The organism is Pseudarthrobacter sp. S3, assembly GCF_050156905.1.
Classification (GTDB): domain Bacteria; phylum Actinomycetota; class Actinomycetes; order Actinomycetales; family Micrococcaceae; genus Arthrobacter.
In genome coordinates this window covers 3,498,059-3,521,238 of the sequence record NZ_CP189583.1, presented here as the reverse complement: position 1 = coordinate 3,521,238, position 23,180 = coordinate 3,498,059, and the positions used below count along the sequence as shown (strand labels likewise).

21 protein-coding genes are annotated in these 23,180 nt (G+C 66.3%); 11 read left to right on the top strand and 10 right to left on the bottom strand.

Translation table 11 applies throughout. The features are described from left to right. Positions 1 to 10: 10 nt before the first annotated feature. Both ACQCSV_RS16910 and ACQCSV_RS16905 read right to left on the bottom strand, forming a co-directional pair. Positions 11 to 619 (bottom strand): hypothetical protein, encoded by a 609-nt coding sequence (locus ACQCSV_RS16910; protein WP_354222400.1) that lies wholly within the window; start codon positions 617 to 619, stop codon positions 11 to 13. A 105-nt stretch (positions 620 to 724) separates the two neighbouring features. Next, positions 725 to 1,273: a YceI family protein gene (locus ACQCSV_RS16905; RefSeq protein ID WP_354155202.1), complete on the bottom strand. Its 549-nt coding sequence runs from the start codon at positions 1,271 to 1,273 to the stop codon at positions 725 to 727. Between the two features lie 203 nt (positions 1,274 to 1,476). On the opposite strand from ACQCSV_RS16905, the gene ACQCSV_RS16900 reads away from it, so the two are divergent. The 10 genes from ACQCSV_RS16900 to ACQCSV_RS16855 all read left to right on the top strand — a co-directional run bounded on the left by ACQCSV_RS16900 (position 1,477) and on the right by ACQCSV_RS16855 (position 15,491). Further along, positions 1,477 to 2,157 carry a histidine phosphatase family protein gene (locus tag ACQCSV_RS16900; protein WP_354155203.1) on the top strand — a complete coding sequence of 227 codons (681 nt, stop codon included), beginning with the start codon at positions 1,477 to 1,479 and terminating at the stop codon, positions 2,155 to 2,157. Between the two features lie 4 nt (positions 2,158 to 2,161). After that, complete coding sequence (locus tag ACQCSV_RS16895) at positions 2,162 to 2,794, top strand: TlpA disulfide reductase family protein (RefSeq protein ID WP_354155204.1); 633 nt, start codon at positions 2,162 to 2,164, stop codon at positions 2,792 to 2,794. Between the two features lie 15 nt (positions 2,795 to 2,809). Beyond that, complete coding sequence (locus ACQCSV_RS16890; RefSeq protein WP_354155205.1) at positions 2,810 to 3,565, top strand: cytochrome c biogenesis protein CcdA; 756 nt, start codon at positions 2,810 to 2,812, stop codon at positions 3,563 to 3,565. Beyond that, positions 3,565 to 5,307, top strand: coding sequence for a cytochrome c biogenesis protein ResB (gene resB / locus ACQCSV_RS16885; RefSeq protein WP_354155206.1), 1,743 nt, complete (start codon positions 3,565 to 3,567; stop codon positions 5,305 to 5,307). The genes ACQCSV_RS16890 and resB overlap by 1 nt, the downstream gene beginning before the upstream one ends. Next, on the top strand, positions 5,307 to 6,428 hold the full coding sequence (ccsB, locus tag ACQCSV_RS16880; RefSeq protein WP_354155207.1) for a c-type cytochrome biogenesis protein CcsB: 1,122 nt from the start codon (positions 5,307 to 5,309) through the stop codon (positions 6,426 to 6,428). The genes resB and ccsB overlap by 1 nt, the downstream gene beginning before the upstream one ends. A 154-nt stretch (positions 6,429 to 6,582) precedes the next feature. Next, on the top strand, positions 6,583 to 8,676 hold the full coding sequence (locus ACQCSV_RS16875; RefSeq protein WP_426938862.1) for an Hsp70 family protein: 2,094 nt from the start codon (positions 6,583 to 6,585) through the stop codon (positions 8,674 to 8,676). 3 nt (positions 8,677 to 8,679) lie between these two features. Then, positions 8,680 to 10,734 (top strand): LuxR C-terminal-related transcriptional regulator, encoded by a 2,055-nt coding sequence (locus ACQCSV_RS16870; protein ID WP_354155209.1) that lies wholly within the window; start codon positions 8,680 to 8,682, stop codon positions 10,732 to 10,734. Between the two features lie 164 nt (positions 10,735 to 10,898). Beyond that, on the top strand, positions 10,899 to 11,951 hold the full coding sequence (locus ACQCSV_RS16865; protein WP_426938861.1) for an IniB N-terminal domain-containing protein: 1,053 nt from the start codon (positions 10,899 to 10,901) through the stop codon (positions 11,949 to 11,951). A 157-nt stretch (positions 11,952 to 12,108) separates the two neighbouring features. After that, positions 12,109 to 14,001: a dynamin family protein gene (locus ACQCSV_RS16860; protein ID WP_426939579.1), complete on the top strand. Its 1,893-nt coding sequence runs from the start codon at positions 12,109 to 12,111 to the stop codon at positions 13,999 to 14,001. After that, entirely contained in the window at positions 13,998 to 15,491 is a 1,494-nt protein-coding gene (locus ACQCSV_RS16855; RefSeq protein ID WP_354155212.1) for a dynamin family protein, read from the top strand. The genes ACQCSV_RS16860 and ACQCSV_RS16855 overlap by 4 nt, the downstream gene beginning before the upstream one ends. Before the next feature lie 9 nt (positions 15,492 to 15,500). Here the strand turns inward: ACQCSV_RS16855 and ACQCSV_RS16850 are convergent, their stop codons facing one another. Then, complete coding sequence (locus tag ACQCSV_RS16850) at positions 15,501 to 16,121, bottom strand: hypothetical protein (protein WP_426938860.1); 621 nt, start codon at positions 16,119 to 16,121, stop codon at positions 15,501 to 15,503. A gap of 6 nt (positions 16,122 to 16,127) precedes the next feature. Next, positions 16,128 to 16,589: a PLDc N-terminal domain-containing protein gene (locus tag ACQCSV_RS16845; RefSeq protein ID WP_426938859.1), complete on the bottom strand. Its 462-nt coding sequence runs from the start codon at positions 16,587 to 16,589 to the stop codon at positions 16,128 to 16,130. A 60-nt stretch (positions 16,590 to 16,649) separates the two neighbouring features. On the opposite strand from ACQCSV_RS16845, the gene ACQCSV_RS16840 reads away from it, so the two are divergent. Beyond that, entirely contained in the window at positions 16,650 to 16,976 is a 327-nt protein-coding gene (locus ACQCSV_RS16840) for a DUF4229 domain-containing protein (RefSeq protein WP_354155215.1), read from the top strand. A 16-nt stretch (positions 16,977 to 16,992) separates the two neighbouring features. On the opposite strand, the gene ACQCSV_RS16835 is transcribed toward ACQCSV_RS16840, so the two are convergent. From ACQCSV_RS16835 to ACQCSV_RS16810, 6 genes are all read right to left on the bottom strand, one after another. Continuing rightward, positions 16,993 to 17,874, bottom strand: a complete 882-nt coding sequence (locus tag ACQCSV_RS16835) for a 1,4-dihydroxy-2-naphthoate polyprenyltransferase (protein WP_426938858.1) — start codon at positions 17,872 to 17,874, stop codon at positions 16,993 to 16,995. Between the two features lie 79 nt (positions 17,875 to 17,953). Then, entirely contained in the window at positions 17,954 to 19,144 is a 1,191-nt protein-coding gene (locus ACQCSV_RS16830; RefSeq protein WP_354155217.1) for an AMP-binding protein, read from the bottom strand. A gap of 86 nt (positions 19,145 to 19,230) precedes the next feature. Then, the gene (locus ACQCSV_RS16825; protein ID WP_354155218.1) at positions 19,231 to 20,184 is read right to left on the bottom strand and encodes a 1,4-dihydroxy-2-naphthoyl-CoA synthase; all 954 of its coding nucleotides are present in this window, start codon (positions 20,182 to 20,184) and stop codon (positions 19,231 to 19,233) included. 21 nt (positions 20,185 to 20,205) lie between these two features. After that, on the bottom strand, positions 20,206 to 20,646 hold the full coding sequence (locus tag ACQCSV_RS16820; RefSeq protein WP_354155219.1) for a VOC family protein: 441 nt from the start codon (positions 20,644 to 20,646) through the stop codon (positions 20,206 to 20,208). A gap of 137 nt (positions 20,647 to 20,783) precedes the next feature. Next, positions 20,784 to 21,545 (bottom strand): lysostaphin resistance A-like protein, encoded by a 762-nt coding sequence (locus ACQCSV_RS16815; protein WP_354155220.1) that lies wholly within the window; start codon positions 21,543 to 21,545, stop codon positions 20,784 to 20,786. Between the two features lie 66 nt (positions 21,546 to 21,611). Beyond that, complete coding sequence (locus ACQCSV_RS16810; protein ID WP_354155314.1) at positions 21,612 to 22,862, bottom strand: Nramp family divalent metal transporter; 1,251 nt, start codon at positions 22,860 to 22,862, stop codon at positions 21,612 to 21,614. Positions 22,863 to 23,180 lie beyond the last annotated feature (318 nt).

Sequence of the window (23,180 nt, the reverse complement as noted above, 5' to 3'; positions counted from 1 at the left end):
TGAGATGCGTCTACGCGCGTCCCTTGACGGAGTTGAACCAGGCCTGCGAGTTCGGCAGCCACATCAGGACGGTTGCCGCGGCGGAGATGAGGAAGCCCAGCCAGTTGTTGCCGATCCCGCTGCCGCCGCCCACACTGCCGCCGATCACGGCGAGCACCAGTGAAACGCCTGCGACGATCGTGAGGGCCAGTCGGGCCCACTCCTTGCCCTCCTTCATCTTCAGGACCAGGACAATCTGGGCCGCGGCCAGGGCGAGGGCCACCAGGATGAGTAGGAGGAACACAGCAGCCAGCCCGGGTGCCACAACGAACAACGCCAGCGAGCCCAGCACTGCCAACAGGCCGCCAAGGACTCCCAACATGCCGCCGATGAGCCAGATCCAGTACGAGATCTTGAGCTCGGTGGGCAGCCCGGTCACGCTGAACATGCCGGAGAAACCGCCCTTGGGCATAACGTCATTAAGGCTGTGAGGGCCGTCGGTAGGCATCGCAAATTGGAAGCCGCCCGGTTGGCCCGGCTGGTTGTAGGCCGGGCCCGGCTGACTGTACGGCTGGGGACCAGGCTGCTCGGCACCGGGCTGCTGAGGCTGCTGGGGCTGTGGCACTTCATTGTTGCTCATGGGTCTCACTGTAGACCGCGGGTTCGCCGGTACCTAGGGGACAAAACAAAGCACCCCCGCCGCCAGATTCCGGGGTAGGGCGGCCGGGGTGCTTCAGGATGAAAACTATGCTGCGGGTGCGATGAACGCGAGCTCCAGGTTGATGGCAACCTTGTCGCTGACCAGCACGCCGCCGGCTTCCAGTACGGCGTTCCAGGTCAGGCCAAAATCCTTGCGGCTGATGGTGGTTTCCGCGGAGACGCCGGCGCGGGTCATGCCGAACGGGTCCACAGCCACGCCGTTGAACTCGGTCTCGAAAGCAACCGCGCGGGTGACCCCCTTGATGGTGAGGTCCCCGGTCAGCTCGTAGCTGTTGCCTTTGGCCACGAGTCCGTTGGAGACGAAGGAGATTTCCGGGAACGTCTCGACGTCGAAGAAGTCTTCGCCGCGGACGTGGCCGTCGCGGTTGACATCGCCGGAGTCGAAGCTGGCGGTCTGGATGATGGCGCTGACCTTGGAATCGGCCACGTTGTCGGCGAGGTCCAGTGTTGCCGCGGCATCCTTGAACTGGCCGCGGACCTTGCTGATGCCTGCGTGCCGGACGGTGAAGGCGATCTCGCTGTGCGAGTTGTCGAGGGTCCAGGTGCCGGTGGTGACGTCTGCGGGAAGAGCCATGATGTTTCTCCTTAGGGTTTGTCAGGTGGTATATCCGGATAGCTTGACGCTTCATCTGTTGAATCCTCAACTATCCGCTGCATCCAGTATAAACATGCATTTGCATGTTCTGTTCCCGGTTTCGGAACATATTTCCAAAAAATTGAGTTCTACTGGATGTAGAAGATTTCGGATCGCACGCCATCTTTGAGAAACTGGTAGACATGCCCCAATCCACTGTCCATCTGCTCCGCCACGGCGAGGTCCACAATCCTGACCGCGTTCTGTACGGCAGGCTGCCCGAATTCCACCTCTCCGAGCTGGGCCGGGAAATGGCGCAGATGCTCGCCGACCACTTCGCCGAGCGTGCCGCGCGCGGGGCCAGGATCGTCTATCTCGCGGCGTCGCCGCTGGTCAGGGCGCAGGAAACGGCCGCTCCCACTGCTGAGGCGTTGGGCCTGGAAATCCACACGGAGGGCCGCATCATCGAAGCGGAAAACTACTTCCAGGGCATAAAGGTAACCAAAGCCGAGCTCCGGAAGCCCAAGCACTGGCTGCACCTGGTCAACCCGTTCCGGCCCTCCTGGGGCGAACCTTATAAGGCACAGGCCGCGCGCGTCAGGGCAGCTGTTGAGGACGCCCGGCTCCGAGCCATCGAACTGGCCGCCGGAGACTACGGCACAGGCGGTCCGGAAGCCGTCATGGTCAGCCACCAGCTCCCCATCTGGGCCACCCGTCTCAGCGCCGAAGGCAAGCCGCTGTGGCATGACCCGCGCAAACGCGAGTGCACTCTGACGTCCATCACCTCCCTGGTGTTCGACGACGACGGCTCGCTCCTGCGTGTTGAGTACAGTGAGCCCGCTGCCGCGCTCCTTCCCGGCGCCGCCAGCACCCCCGGAGCCTGACGTGATGGACAACCGGACAACATCCCGCACAACGGCTGGCACCGCATCCCGCCGCGCAGTGCTCGCTGCCGGCGGCGCCGCCCTGACCGCCCTGACCCTGGGCCTGTCCGCCTGTGCGCAGGAAGACGCCCTCGCAAAGCAGGCCAAAGCCGGCGACAACAAGAACTACGTGGCCGGGGACGGCTCGGTGACCGAGTTCACGGCGGCGGACCGCAAGGCCGCCGTCGCCATTAACGGCACGCTGTTCAACGGCACCCAGATAGCCCCCGCGGACTTCCAGGGCAAGGTGACGGTCCTGAACTTCTGGTTCGCCGCCTGCGCACCCTGCCGGGTGGAGGCACCCATCCTGGAAGAGCTGCACCAGGAGTTCAAGGACCAAGGCGTGCGGTTCTTCGGCGTCAACCTCCGCGACGAAAAAGCCACCGCAGAGGCCTTCGACAAAACGTTCAACCTGACCTACCCCAGCTTTGATGACAAGAGCGGCGGCGTGCTTCTTGCGGTCTCCGGCCTGGTCCCACCGGGAGCGGTCCCCACAACGCTGGTCCTGGACAAGCAGGGCCGCGTGGCCTCGCGCGTGCTGGGCGAAGTCCAGAAGGGCACCCTCAAAGCCCTCATCACCGCCGCCGTGGCAGAGTAACGGCGGCCCCGGACCGTGAACAGCCCCTTCGCCGAAACTATCCTTAGTGGCTCGCTCCTGCTTGCCATCCCGGTGGCGCTGCTCGCCGGCCTGGTGTCCTTCCTGTCGCCGTGCGTGCTGCCCCTGGTGCCCGGCTACCTCGGATACGTCACCGGACTGAGCGGCGTAGACCTGGAGAAGCAGAAACGTGGCCGGATGCTTGCGGGCATCGGGCTTTTTGTGCTGGGATTCTCGGTAATTTTCGTCCTGCTGGGCGGCGCGTTCGGCCAGCTGGGCACGCTGATCACCGGCTCGCAGAATGCCTGGATCACCCAACTGCTGGGGGTCCTGGTCATCCTCATGGGCGTGGTGTTTATGGGCGGGTTCGGCTGGCTGCAGCGCGATGCGAAGATCCACGCCAAGCCGCCGGCCGGCCTGTGGGGCGCACCGTTGCTGGGCCTCACGTTTGGACTCGGCTGGGCCCCGTGCATCGGCCCCACTTACTCCGCCGTCCAGCTCCTGAGCCTGTCCGGCGGTTCATCAGCAGCCAAGGGTGCTTTCCTGGCGTTTGTCTACAGCCTGGGCCTGGGCATCCCGTTCCTGCTGATCGCACTGGCGGTCCGGCGCGGTATGGGCGTGATGTCCTTCTTCCGCACGCACCGCGTGGCCATTCAGCGGATCGGCGGCGGGATCCTGGTGGTGCTGGGCCTGCTGATGGCCAGCGGCGTCTGGGGCACCTGGGTCACCGAATTGCAGTACTGGTTCCAAACCGATGTGAAGTTGCCAATCTGATGAGCGAGCGCGTGAAAGCAAACAAAAAGTCTCCGGCCCCCGTTGGCGCAGCCAAAACTGAGGCGGCGCTGCCGGTCCTGGGGCCGGTGGAGATGCTGCGGTGGGCCTGGACCCAGCTGACCAGCATGCGCACGGCGCTGTTCCTGCTGCTCCTCTTGGCCGTTGCCGCGGTGCCCGGGTCCCTGTTCCCGCAGCGCCCGGCCAACCCGTCCATCGTGACGCAGTACATCAAGGGCAACCCGGACTACGGGAAGCTGCTGGATACCCTGCAGCTCTACGACGTCTATTCGTCGGCCTGGTTCTCGGCCATCTACATCCTGCTGTTCATCTCGCTGATCGGCTGCGTGGTCCCGCGTGCCATCGCCCACTACAGGGCCATGCGCTCCCAGCCGCCGCGGACCCCCAAACGTCTCTCCCGCCTCCCCGAGTACGGCACCCTGGTGGTTCCCGCCGACGCCGGCCTCCCGGCGTCGGACGCCATCCGCAGTGCCGCCGGAGTGCTGAAGAAGCGCGGCTACCGCGTTGACGTGAGGGACGACGACGGTGCGCGGCCGTCTTTGGGCGCCGAGCGCGGCTTCGCCAAGGAAGTGGGGAACCTGGTGTTCCATACGTCGCTGATCGGCGTGCTGGTGTCCGTGGCCGTGGGCGGCCTGTTCGGCTACAGCGGCCAGCGCATCCTGGTGGAGGGCGACACCTTCGTGAACACGCTGGTGGGCTACGACCAATTCACCCCCGGCACCAACTTCCAGTCCAGCCAGCTGCAGCCGTATTCCATCCAGCTGGACAAATTCGACGTCTTGTTTGACCGCGAATCACCAGGCAAAATCGGTCAGCCCATCGACTTCAACGCCGAAGTCACCACCCGGGAAACCCCGGACTCGCCTGCCAGGCAGGAAGTCCTGAAGGTCAACGATCCCGTGACCCTGGGCGGCACCAGCATCTACCTGACCGGCAACGGCTACGCGCCGGTGGTAACAATCCGCGACGGCGCCGGCAACGTGGCCATGCAGGGTCCCGTGGTGGCCAAACTCCAGGGTGACAACTACTACTCGTCCCTGGTGATCAAGGTCCCGGACGCCAAGCCGGAGCAGCTCGGGTTCCAGGGGTTCTTCCTCCCGACGGCGTTCGTCAACGATAAGGGCGTGTCCTTCAGCGGCGACCCCGATCTTTTCAACCCGCGGCTGTCCCTGAACTCGTATTACGGCGACCTTGGACTGGACAGCGGCTCGCCGCAGAACGTCTTCGAAATCGACGTCAAGGACCTGACCCCGCTGAACGCCCGCAACCTGGAGGCCGGCGGCATCACCCTGGCGCCCGGCATGAGCTACACCCTGCCGGACGGCAAGGGGAGCATCAGCTTCGACGGCGTGAAGCGATACGTGGGCGTAGACATCCACCACAACCCGGGCCAGCTCTACGCGCTCATATTCGCGCTGCTGGCCGTGGGCGGCCTGATCGTCTCGCTCTACGTCAACCGGCGCCGCGTCTGGATCCGGACCGGAACCCACGAGGATGGCCGGACCATGGTGGAGTATGGCCTGCTTGCCCGCGGTGAGGACCACCGGCTCGCCGCGGAGGTGGCCGTCATCCGGAAGCTGCTGTCCGAAGAGTGGCAGCTCGAGGATCCCGATTCCGACTCTGCTTCCAGCGTCACCCAGCAAACTCCCAGCCGCCAGGGCGATAATGGCGCAGTCTCGCTCACCTCCCCAGCTGGCCCCACCGGGCCGAAAAAGGACAAGTAATGCCGTTCGCCATCAACGAAACAATGGGCCAGTACAGCGAGCTGTTTATGCTGCTCGCCGCCGGCACCTACACCGTGGCCTTCATCGCCTTCGCCTGGGACCTCGCGAAGAGCAGCAAAGCGTTGCGCGCCATTGACCTGAAAGCGGCCGAGGCTGCCGGGGCCAGGGTACCCGCGATGGCCGGCGCCGGTGCGTCTGTTGGAGCGTTGGCTGGCTCAGCCGCGGTAGCGGACAGGGTGGACTCACACCTGGCCGGACCCGTGGGACGGGCCGAGCGGCCGTCGTCGTCCGTTGCCAAGCAGGGCGGGCCGGCTTCCGGGGCAGGGCAGACCGCCGACGCCGACATGCGCTACGCGGCGGAACGGCGCGTTCCGGCGCGGGTCGCCGTCGCCCTCACGGTCCTCGGTGTCTTGATCCACGGCGCCGGCGTGATCACGCGTGCCATCGGGTCCGGCCGCGTGCCCTGGGGCAACATGTATGAGTTCCTCACCACGGGGGCGTTCGTTGTCACGGCCGTGTTCCTGCTGGTGCTGATCCGCCGCGACCTTCGCTTCCTGGGCACCTTCGTGGTGGGCCTGGTAATCATCATGCTCGTGGCCGCCTCGGTGGCGTTCTGGACGCCCGTGGGCCACCTGGTTCCGGCGCTGCAGAGCTACTGGCTGGTCATCCACGTTTCCATCGCCGTGATGTCATCGTCCCTCTTCACCCTCACGTTCGCGATGTCCGCCCTGCAGCTGGTGCAGACGCACCGGCAAAAGACGGTGGCCGCCGGGGGCGCGGACAAGCTTGGCTTTATGCGCCTGGTTCCCTCGGCCCTGAGCCTGGAAAACCTGTCCTACCGGATCAACGCCATCGCGTTCATCGGCTGGACCTTCACGCTGATGTTCGGCGCCATCTGGGCCGAAAAGGCCTGGGGCCGGTTCTGGGGCTGGGACACCAAGGAAGTCTGGACGTTTGTGATCTGGGTGGTCTACGCGGGCTACCTGCACGCCCGCGCCACGCGTGGCTGGACCGGCACCCGCGCGGCCTGGCTCTCGATCGTCGGCTACCTCTGCGTGGTCTTCAATTTCACCATCGTCAACCAGTTCTTTAACGGTCTGCACTCCTACTCGGGCCTCTGAACTGGGGTTTCTCCGGGCGTCCCCGGAAGCGGCCAGTCAATACGCCAATCGATGTATGAATAAGGGTGTTGCCCCGCAGACGGTGATGCTACCTTGGTGGGAGTTGTCAGTGATGAAGCTCGCAGGCAACTAGCTGCGTTTTGCCGAGGTGCCCATGAACTATGTTCTGGCCGTTGATGTCGGGACCAGTTTCACCGCCGCCGCCATAGTCCGGATTGATCAGAATGCTTCGCGTGTTGCGGAGAGCCTGCCGCTGGGCCTCCGCGGAGCGGCCGTGCCATCTGTGGTGTACTACCCCGAGGAAGGCCCCGTCCTGGTGGGGGAGGCTGCCGAACGCCGCGGCCTCGACTCTCCGGAGCGGGTGGTGCGGGAATTCAAAAGGCGGGTGGGGGACGACGTCCCCATTGCGGTAGGCACGCTTTCCCTTCCCGCTGAGGACGTTTTCGCCACGATGGCGCGCTGGGTCGCTGACCGGGCGGAAGAGCGCGAGGGCGCGCCGCCGTCGGACATTATCCTTTCCCACCCTGTCTCCTGGGGCGCGCACCGGACCCAGCGCATCCTCGCTGCCCTGGCGGCAAAAGACCTGGCCAACGTCACCCTGATCAGCGAACCGGAAGCGGCGGCGCTGCACTACGCCGCCCAGATGCGCGTGGAGGACGGCAGCACCATCGCCGTCTACGACCTCGGTGGCGGGACCTTCGACACCGCCGTCCTGAAGAAAACAGACGCCGGACACTTTGAACTCCTGGGCCGTCCCGAAGGGATCGAGGGGCTGGGTGGCGCCGACTTCGACGCGGCGGTCCTGCGGTACGTTGCCGATCACGCCGGGCAGGGCCTGGCCAATCTTGACCCGTCGGCGCCCGGCGCCCTGGCGGCCCTGTCGCGCCTGCGGCGGGAGTGTGTTGAAGCCAAGGAGGCACTGTCCGCGGACAGCGAGGCCAGCATTTGGGTGCTGCTGCCGGGGTTCCAGCAGCAGGTGCGGCTGGTCCGTTCCGAGTTCGAGGCAATGATCAGCGAGCCCATCCGGGAGACAGTGGATGCCTTGGAGCGTTCGCTCCAGGACCTGGGGCTCACCCCGGCTGACCTGTCCGCGGTGCTTCTCATCGGCGGCTCGTCGCGCATTCCCCTGGTCGCGCAGCTGATTTCGGAGCAGCTGGACCGGCCCATCGCCGTGGATGCCGATCCCAAGTCATCCATCTGCCTCGGCGCCGCGGTTGCCGCCCTCCGCGCACAGCCGGAGGCGACCGCGCAGCCTGCTGCCTTGACCGCTCAGCCGGCAGCCGTCGTCGTCCTCACACTGGCTGAGGGGCATCCTGGAGCAGCGGGCCGACGTGCCAGCTGGTCCCGGCCTGCCGACGCCGGTGCTGCCGCACACTCCGTTGGAGCCCGTGCCGGCGGTGCCCATGCCCCCGGGCGCAAGGCCGGTGCACACGGGCCCCGTTCCACCGTGCGGCTGACGGCGGTAGCAGCGGTAGCGGCCCTCTTCACGGGGCTTACGGCGACGGCAGCCCAAAGCCCCGACGGACTCGGCAGCCTCACGGCGATGTTCGTCCCGGCGGGAGCAGACGCGGCGAATGCCGCCGCCGGAGATGCCGCGGTTCCGGGAACCGGCGCCGGTGGTTCGGCGGCGGGCGGTTCCGGGGCCGGGGGTGCCGCGGCGGGAGCAGGCGCGGCGCAGGCCCCGGTGCAGGGGATTGAAGCCAGCGCCAGGCCGGAGAACAGCAATGTGGCGGCCAGTGCTGCGGGACTGGACATCGCTGCGTCGCCCACCAGCAGGCCACCAACCGTAGCCGGCCAACCGGTCGCCGGCGGGGCCGCTGCCGGAACGGGTACCTCGGGTGAGCCCGCACCGGGTTCCGGAGGTTCCCTTCCAGGTCCGGTGACCTACCCGACAACGGACGCGGGCACGGTGCCCGTCGTTCCTGTGCCCGATCCGACCACTGACCCGGCCCCGGCTCCTACAACTGACCCTGCCCCGGCTCCTATAACTGACCCGGCTCCCGGCCCGACGACGGATCCCGCGCCGGACCCGACCACCGAGTCGGCTCCGGACCCGACGACTCCCGCACCCGACCCGACGACGGAGCCTGCACCGGATCCGACCACCTCCGCGGCGCCGGCCCCCGAGCCAACGACGGTCCTGGAGGCGGTGCCTGACCCGACGACGGACCCTGCACCGGTACCTGACCCGGTTGCCGAGCCGTCACCCACCATGGATCCCGCGCCAACCACCGAAGCGGCGGTCTGAGGCATGGCCGCCGATCAAACGCAGCACGAACGGGAACTGCACGAGGCAGGGACGTCGGCGCCCGGCGGAGCCACTGACATGGCACAGCAGTTGCGGGGCGAGAACGCGGCAGTCCGGGAACTCGTGCTGGCGTTGTCCGTGGGCTTCACCTTGCCCGGTCCGCTGCCCGGTGCGCTGGCGCACAAGCTGGAAAGCCCTGACAGTCCGGGCCTGGACGCCGTGGTACACCGCGCCGAGGCCTCGGGTCTGCTGCTTGCCGACGGGACCGTCGTCGGCCCCGCGCAGCACGCGCTCCTGAACGGCACGCCCACAGCCCGGGTGCATGCATTGCAGCGGGAACTCGTCGGTTTTGTTTCGGCCGAGCGCCGGCCCTTCGGCGACCTTGCCCGCGAGCTGGCGAGGGGCGGACTGGCGGACCCGAGGGTCGCCGCCGAACTCGAAACCGCAGCGGACAAAGCACTGGAGCACAACCCCGGTCTGGCCGCCCAGCTGTACAGCGAAGCGCTGCTGGCAGGGGCGGACGAACTGCGCATCGCTGCCCGCCGCGCCCAGGCCGCAGCCGCCACGGGCGACCTCGACGCCGCCGGCCGGATTATTGACGGGCTCCTGGTGAGCTCCGATCCGCCGGATGTCAGGCTTGGCGTCGATGTTGCTGCTTCCGTCTGGGCACAGCGAGGGCTGCTGGTCCGCAGTGCCGACCTCTATGCCTGGCTTGGTCCGGCGAACATGGGCCGGTCCGCCCCGCTTGCCGCGGTGGCCATGATCGGCAGCGGCGACCGGGCGGGCGCGGAAGAGGTCTTTCCCGCCGGGTCGGCACCGGTGTCGCCCACCCTACTGGCGGTAGCGCTTTCGCAAACGGGCAAGGGCGTGATGGAGTCGATGGAGCGGGATCCACACAAGGGCCTCCCCCTGCTGATCCATGCTTCGGACATGCTCAACGCGTCCGGTTCGGCGCTGCCCCTTCCGGACACGCCTGGAGCGTTGGCCGCGTTACTGGCCCTCCACAGCGGTGAATCCCACGTAGCGGACACCATCATCCGCTCCGCCGTCGCCGCGAGGCAGGGCGGTGACGCCGCCAAGCCACGGCTCCACCTCTTGCAGGCGTGGTCGGCCATGCAGCAGGACGATGCTGGCGAAGCACGGCTGGCCATCAACGAAGCCTCCAAAGCCAACCACTGGCCGCTGGTTCCCAGGGACGAGTTCCTGTGCGCGGCCCTGGAAGTGGGCCTTGCGCGGCGTAGCGGCGACGTCCATGACTTGGTGATGGCCTGGGAGCGCGCCCGCGAAGCGATGCTGCACTCCGCCGTCGACCTTTACAGCCTGCTGCCGTGGGGCGAACTGATGATTGCTGCCGCCCGGTTGCGGGAGACACGGCGCGTCGCGGATTATCTGGATGAAGCGTGGGCTCTGCTGACCAAGCTGGGGGAGCCACCCCTGTGGGCCGTTCCGCTTCACTGGGCGGCCGTCCAGGCTGCCCTGCTGAACCAGAGCCCGGCCGACCTTGCCCCGCATGCGGCAGCGCTGGTGCGGGCCGCGGACTACAGTCACATGGCCGCTGTGCTCGCCGCCGCAGGCAAGGCCTGGGTCAGCGTCCTGGCCGGCCGGTTCCAGACGACGGATGTGGAGAACGCTGCCCGGGGACTGAAAGTGGTGGGCATGCCGTGGGAAGGGGCCCGGCTGGCAGGACATGCTGCCGCGCAGGTAGACGAGCGCAGGGACATGATGCGGCTCCTTGCCTGCGCCAGGGACCTCCACCCGCAGGGCAGAACCACCGGGCCGCCCGACGGGCTGTCACCGGAAGTGCGCCGCAGCGCAGCCGAGAACAATCATGGCGCGCATCCTGACGCCTCGGGGCTCAGCGAACGCGAAAAGGAAGTGGCGCGGTTGGTCCTGGAAGGGAAGACCTACCGGGAAATCGGCGAAGCCATCTACATTTCCCCCCGGACCGCTGAACATCACATTGCCAGGATGCGGCGGAGGCTTGGGGCCGAAAACCGCTCCGATCTGCTGGTGCGCCTGAGGCTGGCGCTAAGGGCAGATCATCCGGGCCCGGACTGAGCCGTGCTGCCCCTAGCCACGAAACAGGCAAACCCCTAATGCGGGGCATCCGGGTACGGGGACACAACCCGATGCCCGGCCCCTACGAAGGACCTTAGGTTTGATTTAAGCCCGGCACCGAGGCCCGGCGATCCACAACTCCGAGAAGATTTGAGGCCCATCCAATGCCTACACTCGCAAACCAGCTCGTCCAGTTCCTGATGGGCCTGTTCAACAACCCCGCCGCTGCCGAGGAGTTCCTGAACGATCCGGAGCGATCGCTCGAGGATGCCGGCCTGCGCGAAGTCTGCTCCGCGGACGTTGACGCCGCCATGCCGGTTGTCCTGGACTACGCACCCATCAGTGTTAACGCTTCTTCCTTCGACCGGGAGTACAACACCGGCGGGAACACCTCGTGGACCGGCGGCAACGGCGGCGCCGGCCACACCCCGCCTCCTGGAGGCGGCGGTGCGGGTCACACCCCGCCTCCTGCCGGCGGCGGTCACCACGATCACGACGACCACGCCCACGCCGTCCAGCAGCTGAACCACGTAGTGAACAACTACTCCTACACGTCAACGGTGGATGATCGCGACACGGTCACGGACCAGTCCGTCAACCAGAACATCTGGGCCGACGGCGATGTGAACCAGTGGTTCGACAACGAGGCTGTCATCGCTTCCGGCGACCAGGCCCTGGCTGCCGGGGACGACAACAACGTCCGGGATTCCTACAACACCAGTGACTCCTACAACACGGACAACACCACGGATAACTCCACGGACAACTCGATCACCGCCGGCGGCAATGTCAACATCGGCAACAGCCAGCTGGATGTGGACGATTCGTTCAACACCGACGTTGACGTTGATGTCGCTGATTCGTTCAACGACAACTCCGACAACTCCATGGACAACTCGGTGCAGATCGAGGATTCCTTCCAGGACAACTCCGATAACTCGGATAACTCCACCAACACAGATGTTGCCGTCGAGATCGAGGATTCCTTCCAGGACAACTCCTCCGTGGACAGCTCCACCAACACCGACGTGGCCGTGGACCTGGCGGACTCCTTCAACGACAACTCGCAGACCGAGACCACCGAGGTGGAGGTTGTTGATTCCTTCAACCCGGTTGAGGTCGAGGACTCTTTCCAGGACAACTCGGACAACTCCACCAACACCGATCTGGACGTCGAAACAGACGTCGCAGTCGAGGATTCGACGATCGTTCTCTAGGCATCAGTTCCGGGTACCGGGAGCGCCCGGCAGAGGCCACCAGCCTCCTGCCGGGCTCTTCGCGGATTATCCCCCGTCCCACCCGCACCCCAGCTGCAAAGGACAAATTATGGCTGAATCGCAACGACCGGGAGTCCCTGGACGGACGTCGGTTCCGATGAACTCCGGCCAGCTGGCGTCGCTGGTGGAGCAGGGCATCGAACTGGTGGGGACCGGGGACCGCGCGGACCTGCACAAACGCCTGGACCATACCCTGCGCCGACTGAAGGATCCCAGTATCCGCGTGATCGTGGTGGGGGAATTTAAGCAAGGCAAAAGCAAACTTATCAACGCCCTGGTGAACGCCCCCGTGTGCCCGGTCGACGACGACATCGCCACCTCGGTGCCCACCCTGGTGCGCCACGGGGACCCCGCGTCCGCCGCCATCCTGCTGCCCACAGCCGGCACAGAGCCCGGCGACGAAGCCGGACTGGAGCGGCAGCCCATCAACATAGCCGACCTGGCGGCTTACGTTTCCGAGCGGGGCAACCCCGGGAACGTCAAGAAGCTGGTAGCGGCCGAGGTGTTCCTGCCCCGTAAGGTCCTGGGCGGTGGACTCACAGTCATCGATTCCCCGGGTGTGGGAGGACTGGGCTCCTCGCACACCTTGACCACCCTGACGGCCTTGCCCACCGCGGACGCCATGCTGCTCGTGTCAGATGCCTCCCAGGAGTACACCGAGCCCGAAATGCGGTTCCTGCGCCAGGCCATGCGGATTACCCCGAGCGTTGCGGGCATCCTGTCCAAAACGGACCTGTATCCGGACTGGCGGCGTGTGGAGGCCATGGACCGGGCCCAGCTCGCGCAGGTGGCGCCGGACATCCCATTGTTCGCGGTTTCCTCAGACCTCCGGCTGGAGGCCGCCCGCCTGCAGGACAGCGAGCTCAATGTGGAGTCAGGTTTCCCCGGGCTGATAGGCCATCTCCGCAATGAAATTGTGGGGAAAGCGGAACGCCTGCAACGGCGCTCCGTCAGCCAGGATCTGCTCTCCGTGACCGAGAACCTGCGCCTGTCCTTGCGGTCCGAGTTGGGAGCTCTTGAGGATCCTGAGGGGACGCCGCAGATGATTGCCGGGCTGGAGGAGGCGAAGTCGCAGGCCGATGAGCTCCGCAAACGGTCTGCCAGGTGGCAAATCACGCTCAACGACGGCATCGGGGACCTGATCGCGGACATGGAGTACGACTTGCGCGACCGGCTGCGGCGCATACAGCGCGAAGCCGAGGCCGCTATTGACCAGGGCGACCCCGGCCCCACCTGGACCCAGTTTTCCGCGTGGCTCGAGGAGTGCGCCGCCGCCGCGATCTCGGACACGTTTGTCTGGACCAGCGAACGCGCGCAGTGGCTGGCCGCACAGGTGGCGGAGCATTTTTCGGAGGACGAAGTGGCCCTGCCCGTGCTGCACGTCTCGGACACCGGCGATGCCCTGGACCCCGTGGACAATATGCCAACCCTCGACGACGGGCACGTGAACCCCCTGCAGAAGGTCCTGATCGGCATGCGCGGATCCTACGGCGGCGTGCTGATGTTCGGGCTCCTGACCGGAATTTTCGGTATGGCCCTGATCAATCCCCTGTCCGTGGGCGCGGGCCTGCTGCTGGGCCGCAAGGCGTACCGGGAGGACAAGGAAGCCCGGCTGAAGCGCCGGCAGGCCGAAGCGAAAGCGCTGGTCCGCCGCCAGCTGGACGATGTCACCTTCCAGGTGGGCAAGCAGCTCAAGGACCGCCTCCGCCTGGTGCAGCGCTCCACCCGGGACCACTTCACGGAAATCGCCGACGAACACCACCGCTCCCTGGCGGACTCGGTATCCGCAGCCCAGAAGGCAGCCACCACGTACACGCTGGAAAAGGACATCCGCATCCGCGAGATCAAGGCCGAGCTCAAGAAGGTGGACGCCCTGCACCATGCGGCTTCCCTGCTGGCCGCCGAAGTGTCGCAATCCCCGGCGCCGGGAAGCCCGACGGCGGGCGGGCCGTCGGTGGGCACGGCGCCGGTGGTTGCGGAGGCCAGATGAAGGAGTCCATCAGCACGGGAGTGGGGGACCTGATCCAGGACGCCCTGCTTCTGTATGCGGACGACCCCGCTGCGGCTGCGGCCTTGGAAGCCTTCGCCAGGCGGCTGTCCGAGCCCCTCAGGATCGCTGTGGCAGGCATGGCCAAGGCGGGAAAATCCACGCTGCTGAACGCCATTATCGGCGAGGAGATCGCCCCGACCGACACCGGGGAATGCACAAAGATTGTGACCTGGTACCGCTACGGGCACACACCCCGGATTACGGCCTACCCCATTGCCGGTGAACCGCACATCCTGCCGCTGAAGCGCGTGGACGGCCGCCTGGTGTTTGTCCTGGGCAACGCCCGCGCCGAGGACATGGAACGGCTGGTGGTGGAGTGGCCCTCGCCGGCCCTGCGCGAGCTCACGCTGATAGACACCCCGGGAATTGCCTCGTTGTCCGAAAACGTCTCTGCCCGGTCCACCGATTTCCTCATCCCCGTGGACGCGCCCTCCGAGGCTGATGCCATCATTTACCTGATGCGCCACATGCACGCCTCGGACCTGCGGTTCCTCGAATCCTTCAGGGATACCGAGGCGGGTAGGTCGGGAACCGTGAACGCCCTTGCCGTGCTGTCCCGGGCCGATGAGATCGGTGCGGGCCGCATTGATTCGTTGCTCTCCGCGGGTGACATCGCTGACCGGTACCGCCGGGACCACAGCCTGCGCAAGCTGGCGTTGGGGGTGGTCCCGGTGGCCGGGCTGCTGGCGCAGAGCGCACGCAGCATGCGCCAGTCGGACTTCGAGTCCCTGCAGGTCCTGGCCGGCATGGAGCGGTCCGCCCGGGAGCGGATGCTGCTCTCGGCGGACAGGTTCATCAGGGCCTCTGTCCCGGAAGGCCTGGGCGCTGAAGCCCGTGCCTCGCTCCTGGAGCGGTTCGGCCTGTTCGGGATTCGGTTGGGCGTGGTGCTGATCCGGAGCGGCTTCACCGAGCCCACGCCACTGGCGCATGAACTGGCCCGGCGCAGCGGCCTGGACCCGTTGCTGCATCTTGTGGCGCGACAGTTCCAGGCCCGCGGGGATGCCCTCAAAGCCCGCACTGCCTTGGTGGGAGTGGAAGGCCTGCTGCGCACTGTGCCCCGGGAGGGTGCCGGCCACCTGGCCGCTGCCCTGGAACGCCTTCAGGCCAACGCCCATGAGTTCCGTGAGCTCCGCTTGCTCGCCACGATCCGTACCACCGGTGTATCCCTCAACGATGAGTTGGCGGCGGAAGCCGAAAGGCTGGTCGGCGGCTGGGGAGCGGCGTCTGCCCTGAGGATGGGGCTGGCGCCGGATGCCGGACCGGACGAAGTCCTGGCCGAAGCCCGCCGCTGCGTGGACCGCTGGCGGACAGTATCGGAAAACCCGTTGACGGACCGCTCAGCCGTGGAGGCCTGCCGGGTGGTGATGCGCAGCTGTGAGGGTGTCGTGGCTGAATGCTCGGCGCTGCAGCTGCACGCGCAGTCCGCCTGAGCTCAGCCCTTATTGCCGCGTCCGCGCCGGCCTGAACTGCGCCGACTGGATCCGCGCTGCCTTGAGCCACCCGCCGGCCGAGGGCACGAAAACCGCCACCAGGCCGAGGAACGCAAGGAGTAGCTGGGCTCCCCAGAGCATCACAACGTAGCTGCCGGCGTCGCCGTCGGGGACGAGGAAAGCTGAGGCCACCACCATGCACACCACCTGCCCGGCCAGCAGCGGGATCATGAGCCAGCGGGACCAGCCGCGGCGCGCTGAGAAAATTGCCAGCGCCGCCGCTTCGAGCAGGATCACCAGCAGCAGGGCGCCCAGGCTGCCCCAGAAAACAATGGTCGCGGATGTGGTCACAGCGTCAGGTCCGCCGCCGGGGGACATCTGGTCCACCACAGTGCGGAGCCGCTCCAGGTGTGAGTCGCGGGTCAGGAACGAACCGATAAGCACGGCCACGCCTGCCACGAAGCTGAACAGCCAGAATGCCCCCCCCAAGCGGACACTCCGCGGTGTCGGCGGAATGACCACGATGGGCGCAGGAGCGGCGTAGGACAGCCCGGGCCGCGGCGGCGGCGGGCTGGCGGCCGCGGCGGGTGCAAGAGGCTGTTGGGATTCTCCGTCGGGGTGCTGCGCCATATTTTCCTACTTTATGTCGCCGGTATCGTGGCTGTCCGCGTCTCCCGTGCTGGCATCGTCGGCTTCGTCGTGGCCGATCCCACCGTTGCCCCGTTTGCCGGTGCTGTCCTGCCCGGTGCCCGCCGGACCGCCGTCGGATTTGGCCTTCGCCTCAAGGTCATCTTTGAGTTTCTTGAGGCGGGCGGCCTCAGCCTGGTTCCGGCGGCGCATTTCCAGGTTGCGGAGGAAATCGGGATCATCATCCGGCGCGGTGGGGTGGCTGCGTGGTTGGCGGACCGGAGCTGAGTCGCGGGGACGGCCGATCAGCAGCCACAGGATGGCGCCGAGCACCGGAAGGACAATCATCACCACGATCCAGGCCGGCTTGGAAATCCCGCGGGTGAGGCGGCCGTCAGTGCGGATCACGTCCACCAGGCCATACACAAAGATGACGAGAACGGCGACGGCGAGAACCACACGGAAGAGCATGCCATTAAGTCTATCGTCCGCAGGCCGGGGGCGTTCAGGCAGGGCGGCTAAACTTGCACCGTGGCTTTTCTAAAATACTCCCTGATCCGGCTGGCGCTGTTTGCGCCGCTCTTTGTGCTCTTTATGTTCCTGAAGCTGGGGGCGGTGCTGTCAGTCATCTGCGCAGCGCTGATCGCGTTTGCGGTCAGCTACCTTTTCTTCCAGAAACAGCGCGACGACGCCGCTGCCGCCATTCACGGCCGGCTCTCCGGCAAGGCCAAGCCGCTGCGCAGCGAAGGCGAGGTGGCCGATGCCGAAGCCGAAGACAGCCTCCTGGACGCCAACCCGGACATCACCATCCGGAACAGCGGCCCGAAGGCGCCCGAAACAAAGTCCCCCGAGGCCTAGCCGGCCTGGAGCCGGCTTAGAATCCGTGGCTGAGCACCAGCCCCAGTGAGAACAGCAGGCTGTAGCCCAGGTTAATCAGGCCGGTCTGCTTGAGTACGGGGATGAGGCTCTTGCGCTTGCGGCCGTTGATCATCAGCCAGGCGGGCATCAAGCAGGCCGGGATGAGCAGCAGCACAATCAGCATCCACGGACGTCCGGGAGCCAGGATGACCACCAGGAGGATGGCCACGGCCAGCATCAGCACATAGCTTTCGCGGGCGTGCTTGTCACCCAGACGCACGGCCAGGGTCTTTTTGCCGGCCTGGATGTCGGTGGGGATGTCGCGGACGTTGTTGGCCATCAGCAGGGCCGAGGCGATCAGCCCGGTGCCGATCGCACCGACCACGGATGGCAGACTGACCTGGCCGGCCTGGGTGTAGGTGGTGCCGAGGGTTGCCACCAGGCCGAAGAAGACAAACACGAAAACGTCGCCCAGGCCCATGTAGCCATAGGGGTTCTTGCCGCCGGTATAGCCCCAGGCGGCCATGACGCAGCCGATACCCACCAGGATCAGCCACCAGCTCTGGGTGATGATTACCAGAACCAGGCCCAACATCATGGCCAGCGCGAACGTTCCGAAGGCCACATATTTGACGTGCTCCGGGCGGGCCGTCCCGGATCCGACCAGCCGCAGCGGCCCCACCCTGTCCTCGTCGGTGCCGCGGATTCCGTCCGAATAATCATTGGCGTAGTTCACGCCGATCTGCAGCAGCAGTGCCACCAGGGCGGCCAGCACGGCATTAACGGGGCGGAAAGAATCCAGCTCGTAGGCCGCGGCGGTGCCGATCAGTACCGGGGCGATGGCGGCCGGCAACGTGCGGAGGCGGGCGCCTTGGATCCATTGTGCGGCTGTGGCCACGGTCAGTACCTCGTGTTGGGTCGGGAGAACGGTGAAACGGTGGTGGCGGCCGCGAACGGGCCGCCGGTGCAGCTCTACTCTACTTTCCCTGATGCAGCGCGTTGAGCCGGTCGATCATCGCCAGGCGGTCCGGCTTGCCGTTGGGAAGCATCAGCAGCTCCGGGCCGGCCAGCACGGTTTTCGGTGCCAGGCGGCCCAGCCGCCGGTGCCATTCCTCTTTGAGTACGACGGCGTGATCCCCGGTAGGGGTGCCCGTGGCACCGGCGCCAGAGTTACTTCCATCGAGGGCAACAAAGGCGGCCACGGCCTGGCCCCATTCCGTGGACGGGACGCCGGCCACAAAAGCCGCCGCGACGCCGTCGAACTTTTCCAGCTCTTCCTGCACATGCGCGGCAGAGACCTTGACCCCGCCGCTGATGATGACGTCGTCGGCGCGGCCCAGCACGGTGAGCCGGCCGTCCGCGTCCAGCGTGCCGAGGTCATTGGTGCGGTACCAGCGGACGCCGTCCTCCTCGAAGAACGTGTCCGTCGCTTCGGGCGCATCCATGTACCCGGCGGCCACTGTGTCGCCGCCGAGCAGGATGCGGCCGTCCTCGGCCACCCGAACCTGGACGCCTTCCAGCGGCACGCCGTCGTACACGCAGCCGCCGCAGGTTTCCGCGGACCCATATGTGGTGACCACCCTGACGCCGGCCTCGCGGGCTGCGTCCAGCAGTCCGGCCGACGCCGGTGCGCCGCCCAGCAGGATGCCGTTGAAGCGGCGCAGCACGGCCAGGGTCTCCGGCGACGGCGCCTCCAGGAGGCGTTGGAGCTGAGTGGGCACCAGCGAGGTGAAGCGGAGCTTGTCGGTCAGTTCCAGGGCGCCTGCCGTGAAGGCCTCGGGGGTGAAGCCGCCGGACATGTCCATGACCCACGGCCGGGTGCCGGCGAACAGCGAGCGCACCAGCACCTGCACGCCGGCCACGTACTGCACCGGCAGCGCCAGGAGCCACTGGCCCTCGCCCTTGAGCGCCAGGGCGGTGGCCATGGATGAGGCCGCCAGCGCCTCGACCGTGAGGATCGTGGCCTTCGGCGCGCCCGTCGAGCCGGACGTGCGGACCACCGCCACGGCGTCATCGCAGCCGGGCGTCTCGGTGTGTCCCACTACCAGTTCGCCGTTGGGGCTCACGGAAAGTTCGACGGCGGGTCCCTCACCGTGGAGGGCGGCGGCCAGGGCTTTAAGCACCGGGTCGATGTCCGTGGGACCGATGGTCTGGGTTCCGAGATTCATGTGCCGTCCTGCCTTGTGAAGTCAGCCGGAAGCCTGGAGGCCGGCCGGCTTGGAAGTTTTGTACCGAGGAGGTGCCTCGAAGGTGCCTAGAAGTAGTGCGGGAAGCGGGACCAGTCCGGATCCCGTTTTTCCAGGAAGGCTTCCTTTCCTTCCACGGCCTCGTCCGTCATGTAGGCCAGGCGGGTGGCTTCGCCGGCAAAGACCTGCTGGCCGGCCAGGCCGTCGTCGGCAAGGTTGAACGCGAATTTCAGCATACGGATGGCCTGGGGTGACTGGCGTGCGATGTCCGCGGCGTATTCCAGGGCCACCTCTTCGAGGCGCTCGTGGTCCACGGCCTCGTTGACGGCGCCCATCCGGACCATGTCATCCGCCGAGTACTCTCGGGCCAGGAAGAAGATTTCGCGGGCAGACTTCTGGCCGATCTGGCGGGCCAGCAGGGCAGAGCCGTACCCGGCGTCGAAGCTTCCCACGGTGGCGTCCGTCTGCTTGAACTTGCCGTGCTCGCGGGAGGCGATGGTGAGGTCCGAGACCACATGCAGGGAGTGCCCGCCGCCGGCAGCCCAGCCGTTCACCACGGCGATGACCACCTTGGGCATGGTCCGCATCAGCCGCTGGACCTCGAGGATGTGGAGGCGGCCGGCGCGGGCGGGGTCGATGGTTTCCTGCGTCTCGCCGTCGGCATACCTGTACCCGTCGCGGCCACGGATGCGCTGGTCCCCGCCGGAGCAGAAGCTGTGCCCGCTGTCCTTGGGGGAGGGGCCGTTGCCGGTGAGTAGCACGGTGGCGACGTCCGGGCTCATCCGGGCGTGGTCCATGGCGCGGTAGAGCTCGTCCACGGTGCCGGGGCGGAAGGCGTTGCGGACTTCCGGGCGGTTGAAGGCGATCCGGACGGTGGGCAGGTCTCGGATGACGGTGCCGTCTTCGGAGCGTTCTACCTGCCGGTGGTACGTCATGTCCTGGAAGCCGTCGAAACCGGACACGGTGCGCCAGCGGGTGGGGTCAAAGACATCGGACACCTTGGCGGGAAGTTGGTTGCTCACCGGACAAGTCTAGTAATCGGCTCAGCTGATGCAGAACTCGTTGCCCTCCGGATCGGCCATGGTGTGCCATTCGAGCGGGCCCTGGCCAGCCGTCCACAGGAAGCTGGCGCCGCGGGCTTCGAGTTCCTTCCGGACGTCATCCTTGTCCCGGCCATCCAGGCGCACGTCCCAGTGGACGCGGTTCTTGACGGTCTTTCCTTCCGGCACCGTCTGGAACAGGATGCGGCGGGCAGGTGCCTTGGCCTTGAGTTCTTCGACCGGGCGGATGGCCTGTCCTGTCCTCCACACGAGTTTGCCCCTATGGACCAACGTCTCGGCGTCCGTGGCGTAGCCCTGGCTGATCATGGAACGGATGAAGCCCTCGTCCTGTGGCTCAACGGCCCAGTCCAAGGTTTCCGCCCACCAGTCGGCGAGCTTATGCGGGTTCTTGCTGTCCACGACGATCTGGATGTTCAGTCCCATCCCACCAAAATACGACGGCGGGTGGCTGCTGGGTAGGGGGCGGCTGGGCGATGCTCCCCCCGGCATTGCAACGCGGGGTCAGATACGGCCCATCTGGCGGCCAGGCACCGGCTGTATCTGACCCCGCGTTGGTTGGGTTAGGGCTGGACCTGCTGTAGCTGCTCAAAGAGTTCGGGCGGGATGGCGTAGATGAAGATGACCGCCAGCAGGTTCTTGGCCGCGTGCACAAAGTAGGAGAACATCACGTTCTTCCCGGTCCACACGTAGACAAAGACCAGTGTGGCGCCCATGGCCAGATAGGGGAGCAATGCACTGAGGGTGATGGTTTCCTGGCCCGCGATGTGGATGCCGGCGAAGAGGACCATAGACGGGGCGCAGCAGAACCAGATGTTGAGCCGGCGGCTGAGCTTGCCGATCAGAAGGTGCCTGAAGATGTACTCCTCCACAAACGGGCCCACCACCACCAGGACAGGCACTATAAGCCAGGCGGGCACCTGCTGCATCAGTGCATGCAGCCCGGCTTGGTTTGCCGAGGTCTCCACTCCGCCGCCGGCCGCCACCACAACGGCCGTGAGGATCATCATGGCCACCACCGCGGCGGGCACCATCAGTACGGTGAACCACGGACGGGTGGCCAGCACGCGCAGGTCCCGGGCTACTACCCGGCGCGCGGCTGCCAGGGCCAGGATCCCGATGGTGCCATAAAAGATGAGGTTCACGGCGTACGATGCCGCGGCCGGACTGGGGGCAAGCTGGCGGATGAACGGGGCCAGCAGTTCCCCGGCGATGGCGAAGAGTCCGGCCACGGCCACGTAGAGGCCGACGGTGGGGAGATCAAGGCTGGAAAACCGGTACAGGTCGGGCTGCGGCGCGGGTGGTTTCCGGTGTGTGGTGGCCATGTCTTCAGCCTAGCTCCCCGTTTCAACGGGGGCGGGCGGCCCGTAGGCCCCCGTGTGCGGGTTCCGTCAGGCTTGGCCCGTGATGGTGAGGGCGATCAGGACACAGTTCAGGACAACGATCAACGCCGCGCTGGTCCAGCCTGCAATCTTCAGCGGCATTGAGTCCGCGTGGATGCCCATTACGTCGCGCCTACCGGTGAGTCGAATCAGCGGGATCAGGGCGAATGGGATACCGAAGCTGAGCAGGACCTGGCTCAGAACCAGGGCCAGCGTCGGCTCGATCCCGGCGCCGAGAACCACCAGGGCCGGGATCAGGGTGATCACCCGGCGGGTCAACAGCGGCACCCGGACCTTCAGTAGCCCGCCCATGATGGTGGCACCTGCGTAGCAGCCGACAGAGGTTGAGGCAAGGCCGGAAGCCAGCAGCCCGATTGCGAATACCACACCAATCACCGGACCGAGGGCAGAACTGACAGCGGCGTGGGCACCGGCAATGGTATCTGTTCCTTCGATGCCCCGAAGGCTTGACGCGGCCAGTAGGAGCATCGCGATATTGACTACGCCGGCCAGCATCAGGGCCCCGGCAACGTCAAATCGGGTAGCCCTTATGAGTCGTGTCCGGACGGCAGGATCCTCCGAGAAGCCATGCCTGTCCCTGGCCAGCGCTGAATGCAGGTAGATGGCGTGCGGCATCACTGTTGCCCCGAGCATGCTGGCCGCCAAGAGGACCGTATCCGTACCCTCAAAGCGGGGAATCAGGCCATCTAAGGCACTTCCGGCATCCGGTGGGTTCACGAAAAGCCCCGACACAAAGCCCACAGCGATCACCCCCAGAAGGACAAGTATCGCGTACTCGAAAGACTTTTGGCCGCGAGCGGACTGCAGAGCCAGCAGCAGCATCGACGCAAGACCGATGATGATGCCACCGGCCAACAACGGCAGTCCGAACAGCAGGTTCAGCGCCACTGCACCGCCGATAACTTCGGCCATGTCCGTTGCCACTGCCACAACTTCAGCCTGGGCCCAATACAACCGCCGGCGCCCGTTGCCTAGGCGCTTACCCATAATCTCGGGAAGGCTCAGACCCGTTGCCAAACCTAGCTTCGCAGACTGATACTGCACCAGAACGGCCATGGCGTTCGCGGCCACCAGAACCCAGACCAGCAAGTACCCGTAGCTGGCACCGGCCGTCAGGTTAGCGGCAACGTTTCCGGGATCCACGTAGGCAATGGCCGCAACGAACGCGGGCCCCATCAGCAGTAGACGTGACCACCGCCGCCCCGTTGCTGGCCGCGCCTGGAGTGTGGGAATGGCCATCATGGTCCTCATCGTCGGGGGCAAACTGATACCACCAAGATAGCCTAATTTAGGCAAGCCGAAAACATTTATTTCGGGGTTCCGCGGGGCGTGTGCCAACGCGGGGTCACTTACGGCCCATCCCGAGGGGAAACATGGGCGTTAAGTGACCCCGCGTTGCTGGCAGATTATGGTGGCGCCGGTGGTGTCCTGGCTTGACGCTGCGGCTTCCGGCGGGGAAGCTGGAGCGATGAAGTCCTGAGCAGCAGTCCGGCCACGCCGGGTTGTTTTCCCGAATCCAGGGCCGCCGTCGAGCACCAGTTCCGGCGGCCACACTGC